This is a genomic window from Nocardiopsis sp. JB363, from assembly GCF_900143625.1.
In the GTDB taxonomy this organism is placed as follows: Bacteria; Actinomycetota; Actinomycetes; order Streptosporangiales; family Streptosporangiaceae; genus Nocardiopsis.
The window spans coordinates 87,631-114,127 of sequence record NZ_FRFF01000136.1; the positions used below are offsets into that span (position 1 = coordinate 87,631).

The window sequence follows — 26,497 nt, forward strand, 5'->3', positions numbered from 1 at the left end:
CCTTTACCCAGCTGTAACACCGTTTTGACAAGGTACTTTGGAGCAAACGCCGAAATTCGCCGGCGGCGCGTGAGGCGTTCGCCTCGCGCGCACCCCGCCGCCGATGCCGGGGGCCGGTGCGGAGGACCGTGAGAGGTGCGATCCGTGACCTATCTCCTTGGCCTGCGCATGCGGGACCGTGACGTTCTGGTCGTGGGCGGTGGCAGGGTCGCCCAACGGCGGGTCCCCGTCCTCTTGGAGGCCGGCGCCCGGGTCACCCTCGTCTCCCCGGAGGTCTCCGCCGCACTGGAGGACCTCGCCGACGGGGGCCGACTCACCTGGGTGCGTCGCCCCTTCGAACCCGGTGACGTGGCCGGGACCGACGCCCCCGCCTACTGGCTGGTGCACGCCGCCACCGACTCCGCCGACGTCAACGCCGCGGTGGCCACCGAGGCCGAGGACTCCCGGATCTGGTGCGTGCGCGCCGACGACCGGCACGCCTCCTCCGCGTGGACCCCGGCCAGTGGCAACGCCAACGGCATCACCGTGGGCGTGGTGGCCTCCGGTGACCCCAGACGTTCCGCCGGACTTCGGGACGCCATCATCGACGGCCTGGCCGAGGGCACCTTGGACGCCAGACGCGGACGTGAACGCTTTAAAGGGGTCGCCCTCGTCGGCGGGGGCCCGGGGGACCCGGGTCTGATCACGGTCCGCGGCCGACAGCTCCTGTCCCAGGCGGACGTGGTGGTGGTCGATCGACTCGCCCCCACCTCCCTACTGGACGGGTTGCCGTCGGACGTGGAGATCGTGGACGCCGCGAAGATCCCCTACGGGCGTTCCATGACCCAGGACGACATCAATTCCGTCCTCGTCGAACGGGCCAGGGAGGGCAGGTTCGTCGTCCGACTCAAGGGCGGTGACTCCTTCCTGTTCGGTCGCGGAGGGGAGGAGGCCGCCGCGTGCGCCGCCGCCGGAATTCCGGTCATCGTGGTCCCCGGGGTCACCAGCGCGCTGGCCGCACCGGCCGGCGCGGGCATTCCCGCCACCCACCGCGGAGTCTCGCAGGACGTGCACATCGTCTCCGCGCACGTCGCCCCGGGCGACGCACGCTCGACCGTCGATTGGGGTGGCCTGGCCCGTTCGGGCGGTACGATCGTCGCTCTCATGGGTCTGGAACGTATCGAGGCGATCGCCGAGGCGTTGACCTCGAACGGTCGTGGAGAGGACACCCCCGTCGCGGTGGTCCAGGAAGCGACCCTGCCGTCGCAACGAACCGTGACCGGTACGCTGGCGGACATCGCAGCCACGGTCCGATCGGCCGAAATGCGGCCCCCCGCGGTGGTGATCATCGGAGAAGTGGTCCGAACAGCGCGGGAACTTGACATACTGCACACCGGAGCCCAGGGCGACCTGGATCGACTGGCGACCGGGCGCGATCTCGAGTGAGAACTCCGACGACGGCGCACTCCAGGCCCGTCGACGGGGACCATCAGCAGCGATGAGGAGGGCACACCGATCATGACCCGGCCGTCGGCCGCACCGGACACCTCCGGTTCCGATGCCCCGGACCGGTTCGCCACCGGACCGGACGCCACCTCCACGCGACCCACCGCGGAATCGTCAGCCGTGCACGGGGCCGATACCCCGGACCATGGTCGACGGGGTCCCACCGTGCCCGTGTCCTCGGGCCCCGCCAAACATCGGGCGCCCAGCAACGAGGACAACCGTTTCGAGCAGGTCCTGGAGTCGCTGCGCAAGCAGATCCGCGACCTCCGCTTCGCCGAGGGACTGGCCGGCGCGGACGAGGGCAAGGAACTCCAAGCGGACGTGCTGGCCCAGCTGTCCGACTACGTCCTGCCCCGGGTGCGCCGCCCCGACATTCCTCTGCTCATCGCCGTGGCCGGTTCCACCGGCGCCGGTAAGTCCACACTGGTCAACAGCCTGGTCGGCGAACAGGTGACCACCACGGGCGTGCGCCGCCCCACCACCAACAGCCCCGTGCTGGCCTGCAACCCGGCCGACGTGGACTGGTTCAGTGAGGCGTCCTTCATCCCCACCCTGCCGCGTGTGCGCCAGCAGGGTCTGGCCATGCCAGGCAAGGACGGCATGCTGGTGCTGGCCGCCACCGAGGCCATGCCTCCGGGTGTGGCGCTGCTGGACACCCCCGACGTCGACTCCGCGGTGGCCGCCCACCACGAGTTCGCCGCCAAGTTCCTGGACGCCGCCGACCTGTGGGTGTTCGTCACCACCAGCGGCCGCTACGCCGACGCGCGGGTATGGGAGTTCCTCCAGGTGGCCAGGGACCGGGACACCTCCCTGGCCGTGGTGCTCTCTCGGGTGCCGCGCAAGGGCCGCCGTCAGCTGCTCGACCACTTCGGCGCGATGCTGGAGGCCAACGGTCTGAGCAACGCCGCCCGGTTCGCGATCCCCGAGACCGATCAGATCGAGGGCGAACGCTTCACCTCGAACGTGGCCGACCACATCCGCGGTTTCTTGGCGGACGTGGCAGGTGAGGCCGAACAGCGCGACCGGGTCTCCCGCCGCACCTTCATCGGTGTCATCGACAGCTTCCGCACCCGGGTGCCGGAACTGGCCCGCCAGGTCGAGGCGCAGATCGAGACCGGCCGCACCCTGTCCTCCGCCGTCGACGACGCCTACGCGGCGGCCGAGAAGCACATCGACACCTCCCTGGGCGACGGTTCGCTGCTGCGCGGCTCGCTGCTGGCCCGTTGGCAGGAACTCGCCGCGGGCGGCGAGCTCGCCAAGAGCATGCGCCCGCGCAAGAAGAAGCGCTCCCGTAAGGCCCACGAGGTCCAGGTGGAGCGCGGCGAGCGGATCGAAGCCCTGGAACGCGCGGTGCGCGACGCCCTGGAGGCCCTGGTGGTCTCCACCGGTGAGCGCGCCTCCGAACAGGTCGAACAGCGTTGGCGCCAGGTGTCCGGCGGCGGTGACCTGGCCGCCAAGGCGCTCCAAGTGCCCGGAAGCGGGATGCTGGCCCAAGAGCTCCGCAAGGAGATCGACGAGTGGCGGGTCGAGATCGCGGAGATGACCGCGGTCGACGGCGCCACCAAGCGTTCGGTCGCCCGTTTCGTCACCTTCGACCACGACGTCGTCGCCCTGGTCATGATCATCGACCTGCTGGGATACGAACGTTCCCACTCCGGAGGAGGCGCCCATGCCGCTGACACCTCGGGCCCGTCCCCACAGCGTTTGTTGAAGGGGCTGTTCACCGCGCAGTCGTTGCGCGGCATCGGCCGGTCGGCGCGGGAGAACCTGCGCCGGCGCGTGCTGGGACTGCTCACCCGGGAACGGGTCCCCTTCGACACCGTCCTGGCCTCCGCCGCCATCCCCTCCGACGACAGTGCCGTCCAGCTCTACCAGGCCACGTACAACCTCGAGATTGCCAGATGACGACTCAGTGGAACCCCGCGCAGGCGGGGGACAGCGGCCCCGGGGAATCGCACGCCCCCGATGAGGACACCGAGCGCGAGAGCGCGTCGACCCCCCGACCGTGGGCGGACGACCCGGCGCCGGAGCCCTACCAGAGCAACCCTTGGCGCGGTTACACCATGCCGGTGCCCGAACACCCCGAGCACGCTCGGGAACGGATACGCGGTGCGGAGGAACCCGCCGCCTACGACGGCATCACCGGCTACCCGGACCCGTCCGGGGCCGGCGCCGCCCTCGGTGGACTACAGAACCCGGAGGGACCGCAGAACCCGTCGGAAGCGGAGCGGCCAGAGGCCCAAGAGCCCGACGAGCAGGACCGGGCGGCGCAGCGGCGCCACGGCCGGCACTCGCGTTCCTCGGCGGAACAGCCCGGCACCGGACGCCGTGTCCCGGGCACCGAAGAGCGCGAGGACGATCCCGACAACCTCGCGGGATGGGTCGGCAGCCTCAGCGAGGCCGCCGACGACACCCGCATCGCCGGTCGTCACACCGGATCCTTCCCGGTGATCCGCCCCGACGAGGAGGAACTCTCGGGTGACCCCGGGGCGCAGGAGACCACGGACCACGACCCCGAGCGGGACGTTCCCCGTGCCGAACAGGGCCGGACCGAGGGGTCGAGGGTCTGGCGCGCCGAACCCGAGGGTCCCGGCGCCCACGCCGACGGTGGTGACGTCCTGGCGCCCATCGAGGACACGAGTCCGCCCCGCCCGGAACCGGTCGACACCGCCGAGCGGGACGACGACACCGGCGAGGCCGTCGACGACGACGCGCCCCCGCCACTGCCCCGCCGGGTCCCCGGGCCCTCCGCGGTCTCCGGGGCCTTCCGGGCGGTCGGGGCTCCCGCCCCCGCCCCCGCTACGGCCGAAGAGGACTCTTCGGCCGACGACGAGGAGTACCGCCCCACCAATCACGACCGGTGGGAGTCCACCAACACCACCAGCCGTGCCGAGCTCATCGAACGCCTGGACGCGCTGAGCACCCTCGTCGAGGTCGGCAAGGACGACCTGCCGGAAGAGGTGCTGGGCCGGGCCGGGCAGTTGCTCGATCACGCCGGGGCACGGCTGCGCCTGTCCGGTGATCACACGGTCGTGGCCCTGGCCGGTGGCACCGGGAGTGGCAAGTCCTCCCTGTTCAACGCCTTGTGCGGGCTGGAACTGTCACAGACCGGCGTTACCCGTCCCACCACCTCCAACGCGCACGCCTGCGTGTGGGGGCACGAGGGCGCCGACGCTCTGCTGAGCTGGTTGGGCGTGCCCACCCGCTACCGTCACTCCCGCACCAGCGTCCTGGACAGTGGGGAATCGGGACTGACCGGTCTGGTCCTGTTGGACCTGCCCGACCACGACTCGGTGCGCAGCATGCACACCGCCGAGGCGGACCGGCTCATCGGCTCGGTGGACCTGCTGGTGTGGGTACTGGACCCGCAGAAATACGCCGACGCGGCCGTGCACCACCGCTACCTGGCCAACATGGCCGGACACGGGGCCGTCACCGTCGCCGTGCTCAACCAGGTCGACAAGGTCCAGCCGGAGGAACTGGAGGAGCTCCTCACCGACCTGCGTCGCCTGTTGGAGACCGAGTCCGGGGTGCACCCGCGGGTGATCACCACCTCCACCATCACCGACCAGGGAATCGACGAGCTGCGTGAGTTCCTCAGCGAGTCGGTGACCGAGAAGCACGCTCTGGTGGACCGCCTGGTCGCCGACCTGGACCAGGTCATCCGACCGTTCGAGGAGTTCCACGGAGAGGACGAGGCCCCCGGGACCGTGCCCGCTCAGCTGCGGTCCCGGATCCAACAGGGGCTGGCCGACGCCGCCGGTGTGTCCGCGGTGGCGGACGTGGTGGAGACCAACGACGTGCGTCGTGGGCGACGGCGGGTCGGTTGGCCGGTCGCCCGTCGTGCGTTGAAGTTGCGCAAGGATCCCCTCGCCGCGGTGCAGCTGGAGTTCCTGCGTCGGGACACACCCGGTGTGGGCGGGCCGGTCGACGCGCACGAGGCCGAGCTGGAGACGGTCCTGGGCGAGGCGGCCGACGAGGTTTCGGAGGGTATGCCCGCGGTGTGGCGCCGGCGGATGCGCGGCGTCGCGCGTACCGGGGTGCCGGAGCTGCCGGCGGAGCTGGGCGAGGCGGTGACCGCCGCGGTCGGCGATCCGGACCGTACCCCTTCCTGGTGGCGGACCGCGCGCATGGTGCAGTACGCGCTGTTGACCCTGGCCGGAATCGGTCTGTTGTGGGCCCTGGGGTCGGTGGTCAGTTGGTCGGGCGGTGGCATCACCGGTCTGCCGGTGTTCGACGACCCGGCCGCGATCGCCTACGCCGGCGCGGTGGCCCTGGCCAGCCTGTTGGTGGGCTGGCTGACGGGGGTGGGGTGCGGCAACCTCGTGGAGGTCGCCGCGGTCCAGCGCCGCGAGGACGTGGAGCGTGACGCTCAGGAACGGGTCCGGGAGATCGCCGGGGTGCGTGTGGTGACTCCGATGGAGGAGGAACTGGCGCGCTACCGCGCCTTCCGCGCCGCCTACGAGGTGGCTCGGCCCAGGGACTGACCGGGGAAACCTCGAAACACGCTGTGAGGACGGGGACGGATGCCGATGGCACCGTCCCCGTCCGTGTGTCCTGGGGGGAGGTTCACGGCCAGTAGAGGACAAATCGTGACGCTTGTAAATGCCCCAGAGACACAGGGTGACGGCTACCGTAGGCACAACCTGCGAGCCACATACAATCGGCGATTAAGTTATTACCCAAAGTAATGTAAAGTGCGGGGGTGTGCTCGCTGGTCTTCGAACCGGGAGGTTCTCCGTCGATCCCGGTGACCGAGCGGCACCGCTGGGGAACGGGGGGCGAGTCCGGTTCGTCGTAGTGAGAACCGTGAGAGGCGGTGGGCACATCAGAGTCGATAGTCGTGAACGGACGACAGAGGGCGTGGCGGGAAAGGAGGACGGAGCGGTGAGCATCTCGGAGAAGCCAATGGCCCCCGAGGAGAATCCACCCGGACAGCGACGGTCCTGGCCGGTCTTCCAACAGCCTCGTGGGCTGATCGTCTACCTGGTCCTGCTGGTGGTCGCCGCGCTGTTCCTGATCGGCGTGACCGTCGCCCAGACGGCCATCACGACTTTCGATCTCGTGCTTTTCGTCGCCCTCGTCCTGTGCGCACTGGTGTGCTTGGAGGCGATACGCCGTATCGGTGTACCCGAGGGGCTGAGCCGTGACCTGTTGGGCGCGTGGTGGCTCCCCGCCATGCTCCTGCTGCCACCCCTGTACTCCTTGCTCATCCCGATCCCGGTCTTCCTGCTCCAACGCCGCAAACGGCCCGCGATTCTGCACCGGCAGGTGTTCAACACGGCCTCGGTCGGTGTCTCCGGGTTCGTGGCCTCGCTGCTCTGGCACGGCGCACAGGCCGGCCCGGTCGCGGGACTCGGGGGCTCCAGCACCGCGCACTCCACCCTCGCCAGCGTCAACGGCGTCTTCCTCGCCCTGTTGTGCTGCGCCGTCTTCACCCTCTTCAACACGGGACTGGTGTTCCTCGCGGCTCGGCTCAGCCCCGACGGAGGGACACCGAGCATGTGGGACCGCGAGGCGTTCCTGGTGGACTGCGTCGAATTATGTGTCGGCGTCACCGTCGCCATCCTGGCCCAGCTCTCCCTGTTCCTTCTGGTCATCGCCGTTCCACCGGTCCTGTTGCTGCAACGCAGCCTCGTCTACCAGCAGTTGCAGACCGCGGCGCGGACCGACCCCAAGACCGGGTTGCTCAACGCGCCCACCTGGGAGCGGGAAGCGGCGAGCCAGATCGCTCGGGCGCGGGAGTCCCGTGGTCCGGCGGCGGTGCTGATCGTCGACATCGACCGCTTCAAACGGGTCAACGACACCTACGGGCACCTCTTCGGTGATCAGGTCCTGCTGGGCGTGGCCACCACGATCTCCCAGCAGTTGCGGGAGTCGGACCTGCTGGGCAGGTTCGGTGGTGAGGAGTTCGTCGTCCTTCTACCGGGCTCCGACATCACCGAGGCCTGGCAGGCGGCGGAACGGTTGCGTTCCCAGGTCGGCCGGATGGAGATCGCGGTGGACGAGGTCCCCGTCTCGATCACCATCTCGATCGGGGTGGCGGTGGTCGGCGACCACGGTGACGACCTCGTCGAATTGCTGACCGCCGCGGACCTGGCGCTGTACCGGGCCAAGGAGACCGGCCGTGACCGCGTGTGCCTGCCGGTAGGGCGGCCCGAGGTGAGCAGTCGGATTCCCGGCCCGCGCGCCGGCGGGATCCACGATGGTGGAGACGCCGAGAACAGGCCCTGACCTGCTGAGACCTCCGAGTCGGTGTGGGTTTTCCACAGGCTCGGAGGTTGCCGCTTGCCGTGCGGGCCTCGGTGACCGAACGTGAATACATGCCCTGTGATCAGCATGGACCCGACGACGGCTCATCCTCCCGACACAGTCACGCCCGCCCCGCAGGGCGGGCCGTCCCCCCACCCCGCTCGGCGCTCCCGCCCTCCCACCTGGCCGATCCGCGCGCCTTCCTGGCAGCCCTGCCCGCCATGGCACGGCGCCCGGTGGAGGATTCCGTGATGGTCCTGGTCGTCGACCGGGGCGACCCACGCGGGGTGCTGCACGGAGCACTCGACCACCTGGACCACGCCCTGACCCCGGCGCGCAGCGGGGCGGTGGCCGTCCGAGCGGCCCTGGAACTGTCCGGTGGCGCGGCTCTGCTGGCCGGATTCGGTCCACCCGAACGCGTGGACCCGCACGCGCGGGCGTTCCTGATCGAGGCCGCCGCGGCGGGGCTGCCGGTCCTGGCGGCCTACCGTGCGACGGGGCGCCGGTTCTGGTCCTACCTGTGCGAGGAACCGGGTTGTTGCCCGGTCGAAGGGCTGCCCTTCGACCCGAACGCCCGCGCCACCTTGTGGAAACCCCCGGACCTCGTCCCCGAACAGCGGGCCGGGGCGCCCCGGCCGACCGTTCCCGAGGCCGTCGAGCCCGAGACCGAGGACGCGGCACTCCTCCGGGTCCGGGCGCTCCTGGAACCCGCGGTCGGCGCCCAGAGCGAGGCCGTCGCCGAGGCGGCGGTGCTCCTGGAGGAACGCTTCCGTGCGGAGAGGAACCGGGACGCCTCCCGAGGTCGGATCCGAGAGATGCGGTCGGTGGTGCGCCGGGAGGAGAGTGAGCGGGTCCGCGACCCCGCCACCCTGGCGATGCTCGGCGTCGGCGTTCTCGACCTGCGGGTGCGCGACGCGGTCTGGGCTCGGATCACCCCGGACGAGGCCACGCTCCACCGGCGGTTGTGGTCCCGGGTGGCCAGGCACGTCCCTCGCCGCCACCGGGCCGGCCCGGCGTCCCTGTTGGCCGTGGCCGCCTGGCAGGCGGGCGACACGGCCCTGGCCCGGGCGGCGGTCGAGACGGCGTTGGCGGCGCGGCCCGGCTACGCGATGGCGGTGTTGATGGAACGGGCGCTGGGCTGGGGGTTGTCGGCCGAACGCTGGGCCCGTCACATGGCCGAGAACGCGGACGCGTTCGAGATCGAGGGAGAGCCCGAGGGTGAGGTGGGACCCGGTCCCGGCCGGGTCCCACCGACACGTTGACCACCGTGTCCACATCCGGTGCCCACCGGGTGTGGGCGCGTGTTCCGAGCACCGAGACGGAAGTGGCGGGGGCACGGTCCCCGACGGCCTAGGCTGGGAGGTATGCCGGAGTACATCTACACCATGCAAAACGTGCGCAAGGCGCACGGCGACAAGGTCGTCCTGGACAACGTTTCGGGTTCGTTCCTGCCCGGAGCCAAGATCGGCGTCGTAGGCCCCAATGGCGCGGGTAAGTCGACGCTGCTGAAGATCATGGCCGGCATCGAGCAGCCGTCCAACGGCGAGGCGCGACTCATGCCCGGCTTCACCGTGGGCCTGCTCTCCCAAGAGCCGCGCCTGGACGAGTCCAAGAACGTCCTGGAGAACGTCGAGGACGGCGTCGCCGAGACCAAGGCGCTGCTGAACCGCTTCAACGAGATCGCCGAGAAGATGGCGACGGACTATTCCGACGATCTTCTCGAGGAGATGGGCAAGCTCCAGGAGCAGCTCGACCACCGCAACGCCTGGGACCTGGACAGCCAGCTCGAACAGGCGATGGACGCGCTGCGCTGCCCGCCCGGGGACGCCGACGTCACCCAGCTCTCCGGTGGTGAGAAGCGCCGGGTCGCGCTGTGCAAGCTCCTGCTGGAAGCACCCGACCTGCTGCTTCTCGATGAGCCCACCAACCACCTGGACGCCGAGAGCGTGAACTGGCTGGAGCAGCACCTGGCCAAGTACGCCGGTACCGTCATCGCGATCACTCACGACAGGTACTTCCTGGACCACGTGGCCACCTGGATCCTGGAGCTGGACCGCGGCCAGTTCTACCCCTACGAGGGCAACTACAGCACCTACCTGGAGACCAAGCAGGCCCGCCTGAAGGTCGAGGGGCAAAAGGACGCCAAGAAGTCCCGGCGCCTGAAGGAGGAGCTGGAGTGGGTCCGCTCCAACGCCAAGGCCCGCCAGACCAAGAGCAAGTCCCGTCTGGCCCGCTACGAGGAGATGGCCGCCGAGGCCGACAAGACCCGCAAGCTGGACTTCGAGGAGATCCAGATCCCGCCGGGTCCGCGTCTGGGCAACACCGTGGTGGAGGTCAAGAACCTCACCAAGGGCTTCGACGACCGTGTCCTCATCGAGGACCTCAGCTTCTCGCTGCCGCCCAACGGCATCGTCGGCATCATCGGCCCCAACGGTGTCGGTAAGACCACCCTGTTCAAGATGCTCGTGGGCGAGGAGACCCCCGACGAGGGCAAGATCACCGTCGGTGACACCGTCGAGATCTCCTACGTCGACCAGTACCGAGGCCGGATCAAGGACACCAAGAACGTCTGGGAGACCATCTCCGACGGCGAGACCTTCATCCAGGTCGGCAAGGTCGAGATCCCCAGCCGCGCCTACGTGGCCGCCTTCGGCTTCAAGGGCTCGGACCAGCAGAAGCCCTCCGGTGTGCTCTCCGGTGGTGAGCGCAACCGGGTCAACCTGGCGCTCACCCTGAAGCAGGGCGGCAACCTGCTGCTCCTGGACGAGCCCACCAACGACCTGGACGTGGAGACCCTCGGGTCGCTGGAGAACGCCATCCTGGACTTCCCGGGTTGCGCCGTGATCACCTCCCACGACCGCTGGTTCCTGGACCGCGTCGCCACCCACATCCTCGCTTGGGAGGGTGGCGCCAACTGGTACTGGTTCGAGGGAAACTTCGAGTCCTACGAGAAGAACAAGATCGAGCGTCTGGGCCCGGACGCCGCGCGTCCGCACGCGGTCACCCACCGCAAGCTGACCCGCGACTGATCGCGGTAGTCGACGCCGAAAGGCCCCGCCACCCGGATTCGTCCGGAAGGCGGGGCCTTCGCCGTTCCGGGGCACCGCCGCGACCCGGTGGGTCTCACGGCCTCACCACGGGGAATTTCGACCCCGGTACACCGGTGACCTGTGCGGATGCTCCTCGGGCCCTCGGTCCCGGAGAGGGCCGGCGAACGTCGCATACCCTGGTGCTGATGACTTCCGCGCGTGATGACCACCAGGGCGCGGGCGAAGAGCCCGTGCAGATGACGTTCTACGAGGCCGTGGGCGGCGAGGACACCTTCGTCCGCCTGGTTCGTCGTTTCTATGAGGAGGTGGCCGAGGACCCCGAGCTTCGGCCCATGTATCCGGAGGAGGACCTGGGTCCCGCCGAGGAACGCCTGCGGCTGTTCCTCATCCAGTACTGGGGTGGGCCCCGTACCTACAACGAGAGGCGTGGTCACCCCCGCCTGCGCATGCGCCACGTGCCGTTCCACATCGGCGCGGCCGAGCGTGACCTGTGGCTCAAGCACATGCGTGTGGCCATGGACTCCCTCGAACTGCACGAGGTGCTGGACCGCCAGATGTGGGAGTACATGGTCATGGCCGCGCACAGCATGGTCAACGTCGCGGAGGAGGCCACGCCACCGCCGGTGGCTCGCCCCACCTCGACGACCATCGGCAGTGACGGTCAGGCCAGTAGGGAGACCCGTCGAGACGACGGTGGCGACGATGGCGAGGCCATCACCATCTCCCTGAAGCGGTGACGTCGGTTCAGGAGTATTCGGCGAGCAGGGCGCGCTCGGTGTCGTTCAGACGCCGAGCGCTCTGCGTCGGCACGTCGAAACCGACCAGAACGGTCTTCGCGCGCAGGTAGACCCTCTCCTCATCGAGGATCTCGTAGGCCAGGGTGCAGCTGGAGTGGCGCACCTCGGTGACCCACAGCTCGACGCGCACCGGTTCGTTGCGGGGCAGCAGTGGGGCGACGTAGTCGGCCTCCTGCCGGGCCACGACCATGGCGCCGAACCCGTGGCCACCGTCCCTCCCGCCGTAATCGAGGAACGAGACGCGGGCGTCCTCCAGGTAGGTCAGCATCCGCACGTTGTTGACGTGTTGCTGCGGGTCCAGGTCGGCGTAGCGCACCTGCTGGTGGTGCACGTGCCGTTTGGACACGGCGGAGGCCTCGTCCTGGGTCTGGGTCACGTCTGGGGTCCTCTCCCTGGGGTGTCGCCCCCGAAGACGGGGGTCGTGCGCGGGCCTGCCCGGCGCGGCGCGCACGGGGACAGCCATCCGCCCATTCTCCCAAAGGGGGAGTGGCGGGGGCCCGGGTGAGCTTGTGTCCTTGCTCTCCCCAGGCCCCGAGCGGTGCGATGACCAGGTCGATCAGCTCACGTTCAGCCCCAGGTGGTGGGCGAGGAAGGCCAGCTGGTCGGCGCTGAGCGCCACGCTCCGGCTCACCGAACGGGAGCTGTGCCCGACCTCGGCCTCCGCGCGCAGCAGCACCGGGCGTTCCGCGATCGGAGCCGAGGTGGCGTGTTGCAGGGCCGCGCACAGCTTGCGCGCGTGCAACGGGTCCACCCGGGTGTCGTTGTCGAACACGGTGAACAGGATCGCCGGGTACGGGGTGCCCTCGCGCACGTTGTGGTACGGCGAGTAGCCCAGCAGCCAGCCCAACTGTTCGGCGTCGTCGGCGGTGCCGTACTCGACGTTCCACAGCTGTCCCAGGCCGAACCGTTCGTAGCGCACCATGTCCAGCAGGGGCGCCGAGCACACGGCCGCGCGGAACAGCTCCGGTCGCTGGGTCACCATCGAGCCCACGAGCAGCCCGCCGTTGCTGCCGCCCATGACGGCCAGCCGGTCGCGGTCGGTGACCCCGGTGTCGATGAGGTGCTCGGCGGCCGAGGCGCAGTCGTCGAACACGTTCTGCTTGTTGGCGAGCATGCCGTCGCGGTGCCAGGCCTCGCCCTCCTCCAGACCACCGCGCAGGTTGGCGATCGCGTACACGCCGCCCGCGCGCACCCACGACAGGATCGTCGCGGAGTAGGCGGGGGTCAGCGAGATCTGGAAACCGCCGTAGCCGTACAGGATGGTCGGTCGCGGCCCGTCCGCCGCCTCGGGCGGGGACACCACCAGCATCCGCACCGTGGTGCCGTCCTTGGAGGTGAACGCGACCTGTTCGGTGCGCACCTCCGGCACGTCGATGTCACCGGGGGCGCGTTCCCACAGTTCCACCGTGCCGGTGCGGGCGTCGTAGTGGTACACCGACGAGGGGTGGGTGTTGTCGGTGTAGCCGAACCACACCTCGTGGCCGCCCTCGGGACGGGAGGTGAGACCGGCGAGGCTGCCCAGCCCCGGCATGGAGACGGAGCCCCGCAGGGTGCCGTCGCCCGGGTCGTGCCGGGTGATCTCGCTGATCGCGTGCCGTCCCCAGGTGGCGAGGAGCTCGGGGGAGTCGAGCCCGGCCCCGTCCAGGAGGGCGTAACCGTCCAGGACCGCCTCGGGGTCCTCGGCGACCAGCGTGGTCCAGTTCTCGTAGGCCGGAGCGGTGGGGTCGACGACGCACAGACGTCCGCGCGGGGCTTCGCGGTCGGTGAGCAGGTACAGACGGCCGTCCCGGCCCACGTGGGGGCTGAGGTCGGCGTCCACGCCCTCTTGGACGGCGACCAGGCGCGGATTCTCCAGCGGGCTCGCGTTCAGGTCGGCGACCCAGGCGTCGGTGGCGGACGAGGTGCCCCGTACCGAGGTCAGGGTCAGCCAACGCCCGTCCCGGCTGAGGGAGACACCGTAGTAGTCGGTCTTGTCCCGGCCCTCGCCGAAGATGATGGGGTCGTCCTCCGCCGGGGTGCCCAGACGGTGCAGGTAGACGCGGCGGTGGTAGGCCTCCTCGCCTTCGGGGACCTCCCTCTCGGGCAGCCGGCGCACGTAGTAGAACGCCGATCCGTCGGGCAACCATGCCACCGGGCTGTACCGGGTGCGGGGGATGGGGACGTCGACGAGTTCGCCGGTGTCCACCTTGATGATCCGCAGCAGCGACTCCTCGTCACCGCCCTCGGAGAGCTGGTAGGAGAGCAGCCGACCGTCCGGGGAGGGCCGCCAGGAGTCCAGGGTGGTCAAACCGGAGGGGTCCATGGCCCCGGGGTCGATGAGCGTACGTTCGGGGCCGTCGCCGTCGCGCACGTACAACACCGCGTGCTCCTGGTCGGGGCCGCGTCGTGCGCCGAAGCGGCGTTCGCCCCGCCACAGTGGTACACCGACGCCGCCCGCGCCCATGAGGGAACGCAGCCGTTCCGCGAACACCTCACGAGTGTCTTGTTCGACGCCGATCCGTTGGTACAGGGCGTCCTGCGCCGAGGCCCACTCCTTGGTCGGAGTGGAATCGGCGTCCTCCAACCACCGGTAGGGGTCGTGGACCGTGTGGCCGTGCAGGTTCTCTTCGATGTCCAGCCGTTTGGCCGGGGGATAGCGGAGTTCGCGCATGCTTTGCACCCTATCCACCCATATCTCACTCTGCGTGTTCGGCGCGGCGTCACCATGGAACTCGCCGTGTCGGCCGCACAATGGGTTCGAGAAAGCGACAACGGGCGTTTTCTGGGCAGCCCAACGTAAATTGGGGTGGCGCCGGAGTACTCCCACCAAGCAAACTGAATGCGGGACGCAACTCGGCGGGAACCACCGGGAGGTCCGTGTGGCAAGGCGTAAGAAGACACCGATCCTGGGATCGGTGCACAGGGAGGTCTCCTGGCTGGCCGAACGGCTGGCCGGGGAAGAGACACGGTCGTCGCTCGCGACGGCCGAGGTGACGCGATGAGCGGCCGGCACGGCAAGGAGGGCGGTACAGGCGCCGCCCGACGTCATGTGCTGCTGCTCAACGCCAGTTTTGAACCACTGACGACACTTCCACTGCGCAGGGCGATTCTGCTCGTGCTCCGAGAGAAGGCGGATGTCGTGCACGGGGACGGAGCCGGAGCGCTGCTGCACTCGGCGACACGCGCTTACGAGGTGCCGTCCGTGATCAGGCTGCGGCGTTACATCAGGGTTCCGTACAGCCGCAGGGTGCCGCTCACCCGTGTCGCCCTGATGCGGCGAGACCGGCACACCTGCGGTTACTGCGGGAAGAAGGCTGAGACGATCGACCACGTCATCCCGCGCAGCCGCGGCGGTCCACACGTGTGGGAGAACGTCGTGGCGGCCTGCAAGCCGTGCAACCACCGCAAGGCGGACAAGTTCCTGGACGAGATCAGCTGGGAACTGCACATCACCCCCAAGGTGCCCAAGGGCCCCCACTGGCGATTGATCAACGGTGACCTGCACGGTGATCCACAGTGGGAGCCGTACATGGCGCACCTGGCCGCCTGAAAGGGTTCGTGAGGGTCGGAGTACCGGGCGTCCCAACACCCGGCCCCTCAGGTGCCCCCGGGAATCGAATCCCCCTTCGAACCCGGGGGCACCCGCTTTCCCGGAGAAGCGGAGCACCGGAACCCCCACGGACGGTGCGCGGAGTCCTATTCTGGGGGCATGCCCAGATACGACTTCCGCTGCCGCGAGTGCGGCGACACCTTCGAACTGTCCCGGCCCATGGCCGAGTCCGACACCCCCGCCGCGTGCCCGGAAGGGCACGACGACACCGTGCGTCTTCTGTCCACCGTCGCCGTGGGAGGACGCGCCGCCGCCCCGGCCCCGTCCGGAGGGGGCGGTTGCTGCGGAGGCGGCTGCTGCGGCTGACCTCCGGCCCTCCATCCGTCCGGACCGTTCACCCGCCCGCGGCACACGTCCGTTCGCCTCACCCGCGCCCGGGTTGTCCACAGCCGAAAGGGGCGGCCCTGGTGGGACCGCCCCTTTCCATGATCGACTCGTTCTCGGGGGAGCTTCGCGTTCGCCCGGCTCAGTGCTGTCCTGAAAGTGGCGAAATGCCCGGAAGTCCCGAAAGGTCGATCTCTACTTCTCGATCTGGCTGACGTCGCGCGCCGCCCCGGTGGACGCCGACGTGGCCATCGCGGCGTAGGCGCGCAGCGCCGCCGTCACCGGACGCTGCCGGTCGCGCGGCTTGAACCGGCCCAGCTCCTTGAGCAGCCGCTCGCGTCGGGTGTCCAGTTCGTCCTGGGGGACCTCCAGCACCAGACCCCGGCCAGGGATGTCGATGCTGATGGTGTCGCCGTCCTCCACCAGGGCGATGTCGCCGCCGGCCGCGGCCTCGGGTGAGGCGTGGCCGATGGACAGGCCCGAGGTACCGCCGGAGAACCGCCCGTCGGTGATGAGGGCGCACGCCTTGCCCAGGCCACGCCCCTTGAGGAAGCTCGTCGGGTACAGCATCTCCTGCATGCCCGGACCGCCCCGAGGCCCCTCGTAGCGGATGACGACCACGTCGCCGGGCTCGATCTGCTTATTGAGGATGCCGTCGACGGCGTCCTCTTGGGACTCGAACACCTTGGCGGGTCCGGAGAAGGTCCACAGTTCCTCCTCCACGCCGGCGGTCTTGACGATCGCGCCGTCGGGGGAGAGGTTGCCGAACAGCACGGCCAGGCCACCGTCCTTGGTGTAGGCGTGCTCCACCGAGCGGATGCAGCCCTTCTCCCGGTCGGTGTCCAGGGTCTCCCAGCGGGTGCTCTGCGAGTAGGCCTTGGTGGTGCGGCGGCCACCGGGGGCGGCGTGGAAGAGCTCCACGGCCACGTCGCTCGCGGTGTCGGTGGTGATGTCCCACTCGGAGATGAACTCACCGATGGTCTTGCCGTGCACGGTCGGCAGCGAGGTGTCCAGCAGTCCGCCGCGGGCCAGCGAGCCCATGATGGCGGGGATGCCTCCCGCCCGGTGCACGTCCTCGATGTGGTACTTCTCGGTGTTCGGCGCGACCTTGCACAGACAGGGGACGCGTCGGGACACCTCGTCGATCTCGGGGAGCCCGAAGTCCACGCCCGCTTCGGTGGCGGTGGCCAGCAGGTGCAGGATCGTGTTGGTGGAGCCGCCCATGGCCACGTCCAGGGCCATGGCGTTACCGAAGGCGGCCGGGGTGGCGATGGACAGCGGCAGCACCGAGTCGTCGTCGTCCTCGTAGTAACGCTTCGCGGCCTCGACGACCAGGCGTCCGGCGTCCTCGTACAGGGCGCGGCGGGCGGTGTGCGTGGCCAGGACGGTGCCGTTGCCGGGCAGGGCCAGGCCCATCACCTCGGTGAGGCAGTTCATGGAGTTGGCGGTGAACATGCCCGAGCAGGAGCCGCAGGTCGGGCAGGCGTTCTCCTCCATCTCGTCCAGTTCTTCCTGGGAGACGCTCTCGTCCGCCGCGGCGATCATCGGGTTGATCAGGTCGAGCTTCTTGACGGTGACGGCGGTGCCGTCGACCACCGTGACCTTGCCGGCCTCCATGGGACCACCGGAGACGAACACGGTGGGAACGTTCAGGCGCATCGCCGCGAGCAGCATGCCCGGGGTGATCTTGTCGCAGTTGGAGATACAGACGAGGGCGTCGGCGCAGTGCGCGTTGACCATGTACTCCAGCGAGTCCGCGATGAGTTCGCGGCTGGGCAGTGAGTACAGCATCCCGCCGTGACCCATGGCGATGCCGTCGTCGACGGCGATGGAGTTGAACTCGCGCGGCACGCCACCGGCCTCGCGGATGGCGTCGGCGACGACCTCGGCGACCTCACGCAGGTGAATGTGGCCGGGAACGAACTCGGTGAAGCTGTTGGCAACGGCCACGATGGGCTTACCGAAGTCCTCGCGCTCCACGCCGGTCGCGCGCATGAGAGCGCGCGCACCGGCCATGTTCCTGCCGTGGGTGACCGTACGTGAGCGTAGGGGCGGCATGGGTGGACTCCCATCGTTACGGGTGTTTCCCTGCGATGGTAGTCCCCATCGGAGGCCGCTTTGGTCTCGCCCCGAAAGACGGGTGTTCCGGATAGTGAGACATCGAGATGGATTCGCCCCGGTCAGGGCCCTGGTGTTCCGTCCGGGCACGCTCCTGTTCGTGCGCCGGACGGCTCTTCCTCGGCGATCCCGGGGCCCTGGGCCTCGGGCATACGGAAGGCCCGGAACCACGACGCTGTGGCGCTTTTCCGGGCCGATCGGCGGCGGGGGCGGGGTTTTCAGTAGCGGGGCGGCAGTGCCTTCTTCGCGGCTTGGTGGATCTCCTCGATCTCGGATTCGCTGAGCCGGTCGCGGCCGGTGCGCAGCCACTTGCGGACCTTGGTGCCGGTGATGATGTCCACTCCGCGCAGTCGGTGGCTGTCCCAGGGCATACCGGGCCCGTAGATGGCCAGTGAGGCGCGGACCTTGATGTCGCGGCCGAGCTCCTTGCTCACGAGCTCCGCCGCGCGCTCGGCCTCTTCCAGGGCCTCGTCGATCCGTTCGTTCTTGCTGAACCGACCGTGGTACAGCTTCTCCAGCTTGTTGCGCAGTGGGAGACGCTTGTCCCAGGACTCCGAGTCGATGGCGAAGGCGCCGCGGCGACCGACGATGAAGTGGTCGATCTGTCCGTTGCCGCCGGGCACGGCGCGCGCGTGCAGGACGCGGTAGCCGAGCTGCTTCATGACCTTGAGCTGGACCTCGGTGCGACGCTGTGCCGCCGAGGGTTTGCGCCAGCGCGGGATCTCGGACTCCCGTCGCGAGCTCCACACCATGACGGAGACCAGGGCGACCAGTCCGAAGGTGACGCCGACCCGCCATTCTCCGGTGAGCATGCCGATGCCGCCGGCGACGAGCGCGGCGATCGAACTCCGGATGATCCACCTGCGGAGGGCGTCGTTGGACTTGAGGGCCCCGTACAGGGCCTTGCCGCCGATCCCGTCGGTCTTGCGTTGGTTGGGGAAGAAGAGGGCTTGGTGTCCTTCGGGTTCGGACCTTCCGGACGATGGGTTGCGACTGTTCACTCTGGTTGCCGATTCCACGTCGGACAGGTTAGTTCCATCCATATCCGAGTCCTAGTGCATTACTTCTCACAATTTTCTTACCTTGCGCCCTTGCACCCGCGCGTTTTCGGATGTTGAAGCCGGGGAAGGATTGACTTTTCGTCGTCTCTCTAGAGAAACTCACCTCATTCGCGTGGTGCCCGTTGCCCTACCCCGTTAACCTCGGGCCGTATGACCCGAATGTACGAACTTCCCCTTCATCGGCTCATAGCGTCGATCCGCAGTCGTGAACTGTCGCCTGTTGAGATCACTGAGCACTATCTGGCACGGATTCGCAGGTTCGACGAACGTTCCGGCGCCTATATTTCGGTCTTGGAAGAAAGCGCGCTCGGTCAGGCCCGAAAAGCGGAGAAACGGGTCGTTTCCGACACGCCGGCCGCACTCCCACCCCTGTTGGGGATCCCCCTGCCCGTCAAGGACCTGGACACCCTGGCCGGGGCGCCCGTCACCTTCGGCTCACGCCTGTACCCGGGTCTCACCGCCTCGACCGACTCCGCTGTGGTCGCCCGGCTCCGCGAGGCCGGCGCTGTCTTCCTCGGCAAGACCAACACCCCCGAGTTCGGGTCGACCTGTTACACCGAGAACGACATCGCCCCGCCCACCCGCAACCCCTGGGACACCCGGCTGTCGGCCGGTGGCTCCAGCGGAGGCGCCGCGGCCGCGGTGGCCGCCGGACTCGCCCCGGCGGCGCAGGGCAGTGACGGCGGCGGCTCGATCCGCATCCCCGCCTCGGTCTGCGGCCTGTTCGGACTCAAGCCCACACGGGGGCGGATCTCCGTCGGCCCCGACCGGGTGGATTTGTTCGGTCTGTCCACCTCCGGGCCGATCACCCGCACCGTCCTGGACGCGGCCCTGCTCCTGGACGTCATCACGGCAGATCACCCCGGCGACGTCTACACGGCCCCACCCTTGGCACCCGGTGCGACCTTCGCCGACCACGCCCGACGCGAACCGGGACGGCTGCGGATCGGCCGTTACGCCGACACCGGTTCCACCGGGATCCCCGTCCACCCCGACGTACTGACCGCCTACGAGGAGACGACCAGGCTGCTCGTGGACCTGGGACACGAGGTGGTGGAGGTCGACGCCCCCGTCGACGCCCACTTCGCCGGCGCCTACGGCGACGACTTCCAATACCTGTGGGAGGCGATGAGCGCGGCGACCCCGGTGGACCCCGCCCGCGAGGGCGAACTGACCCCCATCAACCGTTGGCTGCGCGAACGAGCCAGGGCCACCTCCGGTCCCGACCTCGTCGCGGCCTGGGCCCGACTCCAACGCGGCGTGCGTTCCCTGCTGGCCGCCACCCGGCCCTACGACGCGATCCTGAGCCCCACCCTGGCCTCGCCCCCGGTCCCCGTCGGCCACTTCACCGGTGACGGCCCCGAGGTCGAGTTCCGGCGAATGATGGAGTTCACACCGTTCGCCTCGGTCTACAACGTGACCGGACAGCCATCCGTGAACGTGCCACTGCACTGGTCCGAGCAGGGGCTGCCGATCGGTGTGATGCTCACGGGCCGCATGGGCGGGGAGGGGACTCTGTTGTCCCTGTCGGCCCAGTTGGAGAAGGCACGTCCATGGGCGCACCGGTTCCCGCCGGGTTGGCGGGACTGACCACGGAACCGTCGATCGGAGCCTCCTCGGTGGGAGCCGTGCCGGCCGGGGCCCCCTCGACCGGGGAGGTCCCCTCATCGGTGGGCGGGCGCCGCAGGAACAGGGTGAGCACCGCGGCCAGGGTCACCAGACCGACCGCGCCCAGCACCCCGCCGGCGATCCCGTTGGAGTCCACCAGCGCGCCGGTGAGCGGTCCGGCCAGGGCGCCACCCGTGCTCATGGCCGTGGCCATCCACCCGAACGCCTCCGCCCGCCGGTGCGAGGGCGCGGTGTCGCCGAGCCGTCCCATCACCGCGGCCAGGGTCGGCGCCAGCGCCAGTCCGGACACGAACAGCAGCGGGGTGATGAGCAGGGGTGTGGGCAGGTGCGTGATGGGCGGCACGAACGGAACCAGGAGCGCGAGGCCGGCCGCGGCGCCGAACGCCCGCAGCGGCAGGCGCGGTGCGCCCTTCAGACCGCCGGCGACCGCTCCGCCCACCAACGAACCCAGGGCCCACACCGAAGCCAGCACCATCACGTACTGGGGCGCGTTCAGCTCGTTGGCCCACGCCACGATCACCAGGTCCATGCCCACCACACCGGAGACGATGAGCAGGCACATCACGAACAACAGGCCCATCGCGGGGGACGTCAGCAGGCTCCGTCGCCGCGCCGTCGGGCGGGTGATGGACGCGTCCGTTCCGGTCGTGTCGGGTGACTCGTGCTCGACCGACGCCGGGCCGGTGACACCGGCCCGCCGCAGCGCCCACGCGAACCCCAACGCGCCCGCCAACCCCAGGAGACCCAACATCAACAGGGCGTACCGCGGACCGGCCAACGCGACCACGGCGGCGGTGAGGATCGGGGAGAAGACGAACAGCAGCTCCTGGGTGGTGGCCTCGGCCGCGTAGATGGCCTGACGCTCGGGGCCGCGGGTCAACCGCGGCCACAACGCTCGCACGATCTGGTTGGCCGGGGTGCCGAACAACCCGGTCCCCAACGCCAACGGCATCGACAGCCACCACAGCGACGCCGGTAGCAGCGCCAGGGCCGTCAGCCCCACGGTGAACACCACACCGCACACCAGCACCAGCCGATCACCGCCGCCACGGTCCGCCATGCGCCCGCGCAGTGGCCCCACCAGTGCCATTCCCAGGGTGAAGGCGCCCGCGACCAGCCCCGCCAGGGTGTAGGAACCGGTCCACCCCTGCACCAGGAAGGTGACCGCGATCATCAGCCCCGGGGTGTAGAACCGCGCGATCAGCGACCACACGAGCAGGGACTTGACGTGGGGCACGGCGAAGAGCCGTCGGTAGTTGGCGAGCACGCTCTCGATTATGCAGTCCACCGGGGAGTACGGCGACGGAGTGAACGGAATGTACGGTCCCGGCCACCGTTCGTACCGGAAAGTCGCCGAAAAGCCGGGGTCACGTGCCGACCGGATAGGGGTCCACCGACGACCTTTCGCTCCCACGCCGGGGCGACCTCCGGTGTACACACGCCCTGGTGGGGCATGATCGGTGTCTGTGAGGGATGTTCAGCTGGCCCGAGTCGCCGAGCAGCACGGGATCGCGACCACCTACGAGGACTGGCGGGGACGACGGGTGCCCGTCGGTCTCGACACGATCCGTCATGTCCTGACGACGATGGGGGTGGATCCGTCCGATCCCGGCCCCGGTACGGAAAGAGGGCCGCTGCCGCCGGCCGTGGTGGTCCGGGAGGGGAAGGCGCCCGACCTGGTGCTGCCCGCCGGGGCGCGCGGCGTCGTGGAGACCGCCGACGGGGCGTTGCTGCCCTTCGACCCCGGCCTGCCACTGGGCGTGCACACCCTGAGGGTCACCGACAACGGTGTCGACCACGCCGCGCCACTGCTGGTGGTCCCCGATCGGATCGAACCCGGTGCGCTGCGCGACCACCCGCGCCTGTGGGGGCTGATGGCACAGGTCTACAGCGTGCGCTCGCGCGCCTCCTGGGGCATCGGCGACCTGCGCGACCTCACCGAACTCACCGACTGGAGCGCCCGCGATCTCGGCGCCGACTTCACCCTGATCAACCCCCTGCACGCCACCGAACCCGTGACCCCCGTCGAACCCTCGCCGTACCTGCCGGTGAGCCGTCGCTACGCGAGTCCGCTGTACATCAGGATCGAGGACGTGCCCGAGTACGCGCGGCTCGACCCGGCCCAACGCGAGGGTGTCCAACGCCTGGCCCGACCGTTGCGCGAACGCGGACGTACCGCCGACCTCCTCGACCGGGACGCCGTCTGGGAGGCCAAGAAGTCCGCCCTGGAGGTGCTCTTCCAGGTGCCGCGCGCACCCGGGCGGGAGGAGGCGCTGCGCCGGTACCTGGAGAGCGAGGGCCCCTCACTGGTCGAGTTCGCCACTTGGTCCACCCTGGCCGAGGAGCACGGTTCCGACCATCGCCTCTGGCCCGCGCACCTGCGCGACGTCAACGCGCTCGCCGTCGGCAAGGAAGCGCTCCGACGCTGGCCGCGAGTGGAGTTCCACCGGTGGTTGCAGTGGATCCTCGACGAACAACTCGCCCTTACCCAGGACGGTGCCCTCAACGCCGGGATGAGCCTGGGCATCGTGCACGACCTGGCCATCGGGGTGCAGGCGGGCGGCGCCGACGCGTGGATGTACCGGGACGCGCTGGTGCGGGGGCTGCACGTGGGTGCGCCCCCGGACGAGTTCAACCGACGCGGACAGGACTGGGGACAGCCGCCCTGGCACCCCACCGCCCTGGCCCGGCAGGGGTACGGTCCACTGCACGAGATCCTCTCGCACAACCTGCGACACGCGGGTGGCCTGCGGATGGACCACGTCATGGGACTCTTCCGGCTGTGGTGTGTACCGGAGGGCGCATCCGCGGACCAGGGCACCTACCTCAAGTACGACCACGAGGGCATGGTGGGCGTCCTGACCCTGGCCGCGCACATGGCGGACGCCGTCATCATCGGTGAGGACCTGGGCACGGTGGAGCCGTGGGTGCGCGAACACCTGTCCGATCGAGGCATCCTCGGAACCTCCGTGCTGTGGTTCGAGAACGACGAGGAAGGGCGGCCGCGCACCCCCGACCGTTGGCGCTCCGACTGCCTGGCCACCGTCGCCACTCACGACCTGCCACCGGTGGCGTCGTTCCTGTCCGCCGAACACGTCGAACTGCGCGACCGCCTGGGGTTGCTCGACCGCCCCGTGACCGAGGAACGGGCGGATTCCGAGGAACGCGTGGGCCGGTGGCGTGACCTGCTCGTGGAACTGGGGTTCCTGGATGTCGACGTCGACCCGTTGGCCGACCCGTCGGCGGTGGTCGCGGCCATGCACACCTATCTGGAGGCCACCCCGGCCCGCATGATCGGGGTGGCGCTCACCGACGTGGTCGGGGAGCGGCGCATGCAGAATCAGCCGGGCACCAGCACCGAATACCCCAACTGGCGGATTCCGCTGACCAGTGGCGAGGGCGAACCGGTGCTGGTGGACGAGCTGCTCGCCGATCCGCGCACGGTGGGCCGGATCCGGCGCACCCTGGGACCGCTGGGCGGCCCCGGGCACGTCCTCTAGTAGTCCCGGTCTCGGCCCCGGAAGGGGAAGATCCCTTCCGGGGCCGTGGGTGTTCGAACCGGGGTCAGGCCTGACCGGCGGCGATGTCCGTGGCGCGGGCGCGCAGCGCGCGCTCCACCCCGGCCTTGCCCTCGATCAGCAGCCGGCGCAGCGCCGGGGCGGGGGAGTGTTCGGCGACGTAGGCGTCCGTGCGCTCCAGCGTCCCCTCCTCCACCACGTGGCTCGGGTAGGCGACCTCGGCGAAGGTCTGCGCGAACTCACCGGTCCACTTGTCCCAAGCGGGGGCCAGCTGAGCGAAGTACCGGTCGAGGAAGGCCCGGTACAGGTCGGACTGCAGCGGGTCGGTGAAGCCCAGCAGCACCGAGCGGAACTCGGCGTTGGCCAGGTCACCGCCGACGATCCGCTCCCAGGCGGCCTCCTTGGCCTCCGACGTGGGCACGGAGGCCCGGGCGCCGGCGGCGTTGCGCTGACCGGCCGCGGTGGGGTCGGCCTCCAGCTCGGCGGCGATCTCGGTCTCGCCCGCCTCACCGGCGGCGACCAGTCGGTGCAGCAGGGTCCAGCGCAGGTCGGTGTCGACGGTCAATCCGTCCACGGTGAGCGCGCCGTCCAGCAGCCCGCGCAGCAGCGACAGGTCGGCCTCGGTGACCGCCACCGACGCGAGCGCGTTGACGTAGGCCAGCTGCAGGTCGCTGCCGGACTCGGCGGAGGACAGCAGTTCGCGCAGGCGGGTCCCCAGCTTCTCGAAGCCGACGGGACGCCAGGCCGGGTCGGCGTAGTTGACGATGGCGCCGGCGGCCTGCCGCAGCAGGGTCTGGGCGACCATGACGTCGCTCACGCCGCTGATCCCGGAGATGACCAGTTCGACGTAGTCGCGGGCGGCCATCTCGCCGTCGCGGGTCATGTCCCAGGCGGCACCGAAGGCCAGGGCCCGCGGCAGGGACTCACGGATCTCGCCGACACCCTCCACCACGGTGCGCAGCGAACGCTCGTCCAGACGGATCTTGGTGAAGGTGAGGTCGTCGTCGTTGATCAGCACCAGGTCGGGTCGGGCCTTGCCGATCAGCTCGGTCACCTCGGTGCGCTCGCCGCTCACGTCCAGCTCCACCCGCTCACGGCGCACGATGCCGTTCTCGGTGCGGTCGTACAGGCCTACGGCCAGACGGTGCGAGCGCAGGGTCGGGTGCTCGGCGGGGGCCTCCTGCAGGACCGCGAAGGAGGTGAAGTCGCCGTTGGCGTCCACCTCGTATTCCGGGCGCATGGTGTTGACGCCGGTGGTCTCCAGCCACTCGCGCGACCAGCCGGCCAGGTCACGGCCGGAGGCGGCCTCCAGGTGCTTGAGGAGGTCCTTCAGCTCGGTGTTGCCGAACGCGTTCTCCTTGAAGTAGGCGCGCACGCCCGTGAAGAACGCGTCCACGCCCACGTACGCCGCGAGCTGCTTGAGAACCGAAGCGCCCTTGGCGTAGGTGATGCCGTCGAAGTTCACCTCGACCGCCTGGATGTCGACCATGTCGGCGGCGATCGGGTGGGTGGAGGGCAGCTGGTCCTGGCGCAGCGCCCACGCCTTCTCGATGTTGGCGAAGGTGGTCCAGGCGTCGGTCCACTTGGTGGCGTTGGACTGGCAGTAGACGCTGGCGTAGGTCGCGAAGGACTCGTTCAGCCACAGGTCGTCCCACCAGCGCATGGTGACCAGGTCACCGAACCACATGTGCGCCATCTCGTGCAGGATCGTCTCGGCGCGACGCTCGTAGCGGGCGTCGGTGACCCGGGACCGGAAGACGTAGTCCTCCAGGAAGGTGACGGCGCCGGCGTTCTCCATGGCCCCGGCGTTGAACTCCGGGACGAACAGCTGGTCGTACTTGCCGAAGGCGTAGCGCACGTCGAACAGGTCGTGGAAGAAGTCGAAGCCCTGCTTGGTGACCTCGAACAGGGCGTCGGAGTCCAGGTGCTCCGCCAGGGACGCGCGGCAGTACAGGCCCAGCGGGATGCCGTCGTGCTCGTCGCGGACCACGTGGTAGGGGCCGGCGATGAGCGCGGTGATGTAGGTGGACATCACCGGGGTGGCGGGGAAGTGCCAGCGCACGCGCTCGTCCCCGGCCGCCTCGCGCTCGGTGTCGGGGGCGCTGTTGGAGATGACCTCCCAGGACGGCGGCGCGTACACGGTCAGCTCGAACGCGGCCTTCAAGTCGGGCTGGTCGAAGCACGTGAACATGCGGTGCGCGTCGGCGGTCTCGAACTGGGAGTACAGGTACACCGCCTCGTCGACCGGGTCGACGAATCGGTGCAGGCCCTCGCCGGTGCGCATGTAGGCGGCGTCGGCGACCACGGTCAGCTCGTTGTCGGCCGCGAGCTCGGGCAGGGTCAGCCGTTCACCGTCGAACAGCGCGGCCACGTCGAGCTTCACACCGTTGAGGGTGGCCTCCCGCGTCGTGGGGGCGACGAGGTCGATGAAGGTCCGGGCACCCGGTTCGGAGGAGGAGAAACGCACCGTGGTGGTGGACCGGAAGGTCTCGCCCCCGGTGGTCAGGTCCAGCTCCACGTCGTAGGAGTCGACGCTGAGGATGCGCGCCCGCTCCCGGGCCTCGTCCCTTGTGAGGTTCCCTGCCACGCAAAGCTCCCTTCGCGGCCGCCGTCATCGCCGGCCGGAGTTTCGTTGTCGGCCACGGTGAGCCCGCCGACCAGCGGATGAGCCGGG

At 69.7% G+C, this 26,497-nt stretch carries 18 protein-coding genes; 12 read left to right on the plus strand and 6 right to left on the minus strand.

Annotated features, from left to right (window positions below; all coding sequences use genetic code 11):
* Positions 1–144: 144 nt before the first annotated feature.
* From cobA to BQ8420_RS22155, 7 genes are all read left to right on the plus strand, one after another.
* Positions 145–1,425, plus strand: coding sequence for a uroporphyrinogen-III C-methyltransferase (gene cobA, locus BQ8420_RS22125; RefSeq protein ID WP_087101116.1), 1,281 nt, complete (start codon positions 145–147; stop codon positions 1,423–1,425).
* Positions 1,426–1,497: 72 nt separating this feature from the next.
* On the plus strand, positions 1,498–3,390 hold the full coding sequence (locus tag BQ8420_RS22130) for a dynamin family protein (RefSeq protein WP_087101072.1): 1,893 nt from the start codon (positions 1,498–1,500) through the stop codon (positions 3,388–3,390).
* The gene (locus BQ8420_RS22135) at positions 3,387–5,972 is read left to right on the plus strand and encodes a GTPase (protein ID WP_087101073.1); all 2,586 of its coding nucleotides are present in this window, start codon (positions 3,387–3,389) and stop codon (positions 5,970–5,972) included. Before BQ8420_RS22130 ends, BQ8420_RS22135 begins: the two co-directional genes overlap by 4 nt.
* 400 nt (positions 5,973–6,372) lie before the next feature.
* Positions 6,373–7,719 (plus strand): GGDEF domain-containing protein, encoded by a 1,347-nt coding sequence (locus BQ8420_RS22140; protein WP_087101074.1) that lies wholly within the window; start codon positions 6,373–6,375, stop codon positions 7,717–7,719.
* An 89-nt stretch (positions 7,720–7,808) separates the two neighbouring features.
* A complete protein-coding gene (locus tag BQ8420_RS22145; protein ID WP_143847475.1) occupies positions 7,809–8,999 on the plus strand; it encodes a DUF4192 domain-containing protein in 1,191 nt (396 codons plus the stop codon).
* A gap of 102 nt (positions 9,000–9,101) precedes the next feature.
* Positions 9,102–10,766 (plus strand): energy-dependent translational throttle protein EttA, encoded by a 1,665-nt coding sequence (ettA, locus tag BQ8420_RS22150; protein WP_087101076.1) that lies wholly within the window; start codon positions 9,102–9,104, stop codon positions 10,764–10,766.
* 206 nt (positions 10,767–10,972) lie between these two features.
* Entirely contained in the window at positions 10,973–11,524 is a 552-nt protein-coding gene (locus BQ8420_RS22155; protein WP_235006422.1) for a globin, read from the plus strand.
* Positions 11,525–11,531: 7 nt separating this feature from the next.
* Here the strand turns inward: BQ8420_RS22155 and BQ8420_RS22160 are convergent, their stop codons facing one another.
* Together BQ8420_RS22160 and BQ8420_RS22165 are read right to left on the minus strand one after the other, a co-directional pair.
* Positions 11,532–11,960, minus strand: coding sequence for a thioesterase family protein (locus BQ8420_RS22160; RefSeq protein ID WP_200816044.1), 429 nt, complete (start codon positions 11,958–11,960; stop codon positions 11,532–11,534).
* A 180-nt stretch (positions 11,961–12,140) separates the two neighbouring features.
* Positions 12,141–14,234, minus strand: coding sequence for a prolyl oligopeptidase family protein (locus tag BQ8420_RS22165; RefSeq protein ID WP_087101078.1), 2,094 nt, complete (start codon positions 14,232–14,234; stop codon positions 12,141–12,143).
* A 208-nt stretch (positions 14,235–14,442) separates the two neighbouring features.
* On the opposite strand from BQ8420_RS22165, the gene BQ8420_RS33080 reads away from it, so the two are divergent.
* The 3 genes from BQ8420_RS33080 to BQ8420_RS22175 all read left to right on the plus strand — a co-directional run bounded on the left by BQ8420_RS33080 (position 14,443) and on the right by BQ8420_RS22175 (position 15,479).
* Positions 14,443–14,565, plus strand: coding sequence for a hypothetical protein (locus BQ8420_RS33080; RefSeq protein WP_255404896.1), 123 nt, complete (start codon positions 14,443–14,445; stop codon positions 14,563–14,565).
* Between the two features lie 47 nt (positions 14,566–14,612).
* A complete protein-coding gene (locus tag BQ8420_RS22170) occupies positions 14,613–15,113 on the plus strand; it encodes an HNH endonuclease (RefSeq protein WP_087101079.1) in 501 nt (166 codons plus the stop codon).
* A 159-nt stretch (positions 15,114–15,272) separates the two neighbouring features.
* Positions 15,273–15,479, plus strand: coding sequence for a zinc ribbon domain-containing protein (locus BQ8420_RS22175; RefSeq protein ID WP_087101080.1), 207 nt, complete (start codon positions 15,273–15,275; stop codon positions 15,477–15,479).
* 213 nt (positions 15,480–15,692) lie between these two features.
* On the opposite strand, the gene ilvD is transcribed toward BQ8420_RS22175, so the two are convergent.
* Together ilvD and BQ8420_RS22185 are read right to left on the minus strand one after the other, a co-directional pair.
* Positions 15,693–17,555, minus strand: a complete 1,863-nt coding sequence (ilvD, locus tag BQ8420_RS22180) for a dihydroxy-acid dehydratase (protein ID WP_087101081.1) — start codon at positions 17,553–17,555, stop codon at positions 15,693–15,695.
* Positions 17,556–17,833: 278 nt separating this feature from the next.
* Positions 17,834–18,616: a nuclease-related domain-containing protein gene (locus BQ8420_RS22185; protein WP_087101082.1), complete on the minus strand. Its 783-nt coding sequence runs from the start codon at positions 18,614–18,616 to the stop codon at positions 17,834–17,836.
* Positions 18,617–18,826: 210 nt separating this feature from the next.
* Between BQ8420_RS22185 and BQ8420_RS22190 the strand changes: the two genes are divergently transcribed.
* Positions 18,827–20,266 (plus strand): amidase, encoded by a 1,440-nt coding sequence (locus BQ8420_RS22190; protein ID WP_087101083.1) that lies wholly within the window; start codon positions 18,827–18,829, stop codon positions 20,264–20,266.
* Here BQ8420_RS22190 and BQ8420_RS22195 read toward each other — a convergent pair.
* Positions 20,163–21,572 (minus strand): MFS transporter, encoded by a 1,410-nt coding sequence (locus BQ8420_RS22195; RefSeq protein ID WP_087101084.1) that lies wholly within the window; start codon positions 21,570–21,572, stop codon positions 20,163–20,165. The genes BQ8420_RS22190 and BQ8420_RS22195 overlap by 104 nt on opposite strands.
* Before the next feature lie 199 nt (positions 21,573–21,771).
* On the opposite strand from BQ8420_RS22195, the gene malQ reads away from it, so the two are divergent.
* The gene (gene malQ, locus BQ8420_RS22200) at positions 21,772–23,805 is read left to right on the plus strand and encodes a 4-alpha-glucanotransferase (protein WP_087101085.1); all 2,034 of its coding nucleotides are present in this window, start codon (positions 21,772–21,774) and stop codon (positions 23,803–23,805) included.
* Positions 23,806–23,869: 64 nt separating this feature from the next.
* Here malQ and pepN read toward each other — a convergent pair whose 3' ends face one another.
* Entirely contained in the window at positions 23,870–26,410 is a 2,541-nt protein-coding gene (gene pepN / locus BQ8420_RS22205) for an aminopeptidase N (RefSeq protein WP_087101086.1), read from the minus strand.
* Positions 26,411–26,497: the final 87 nt, after the last annotated feature.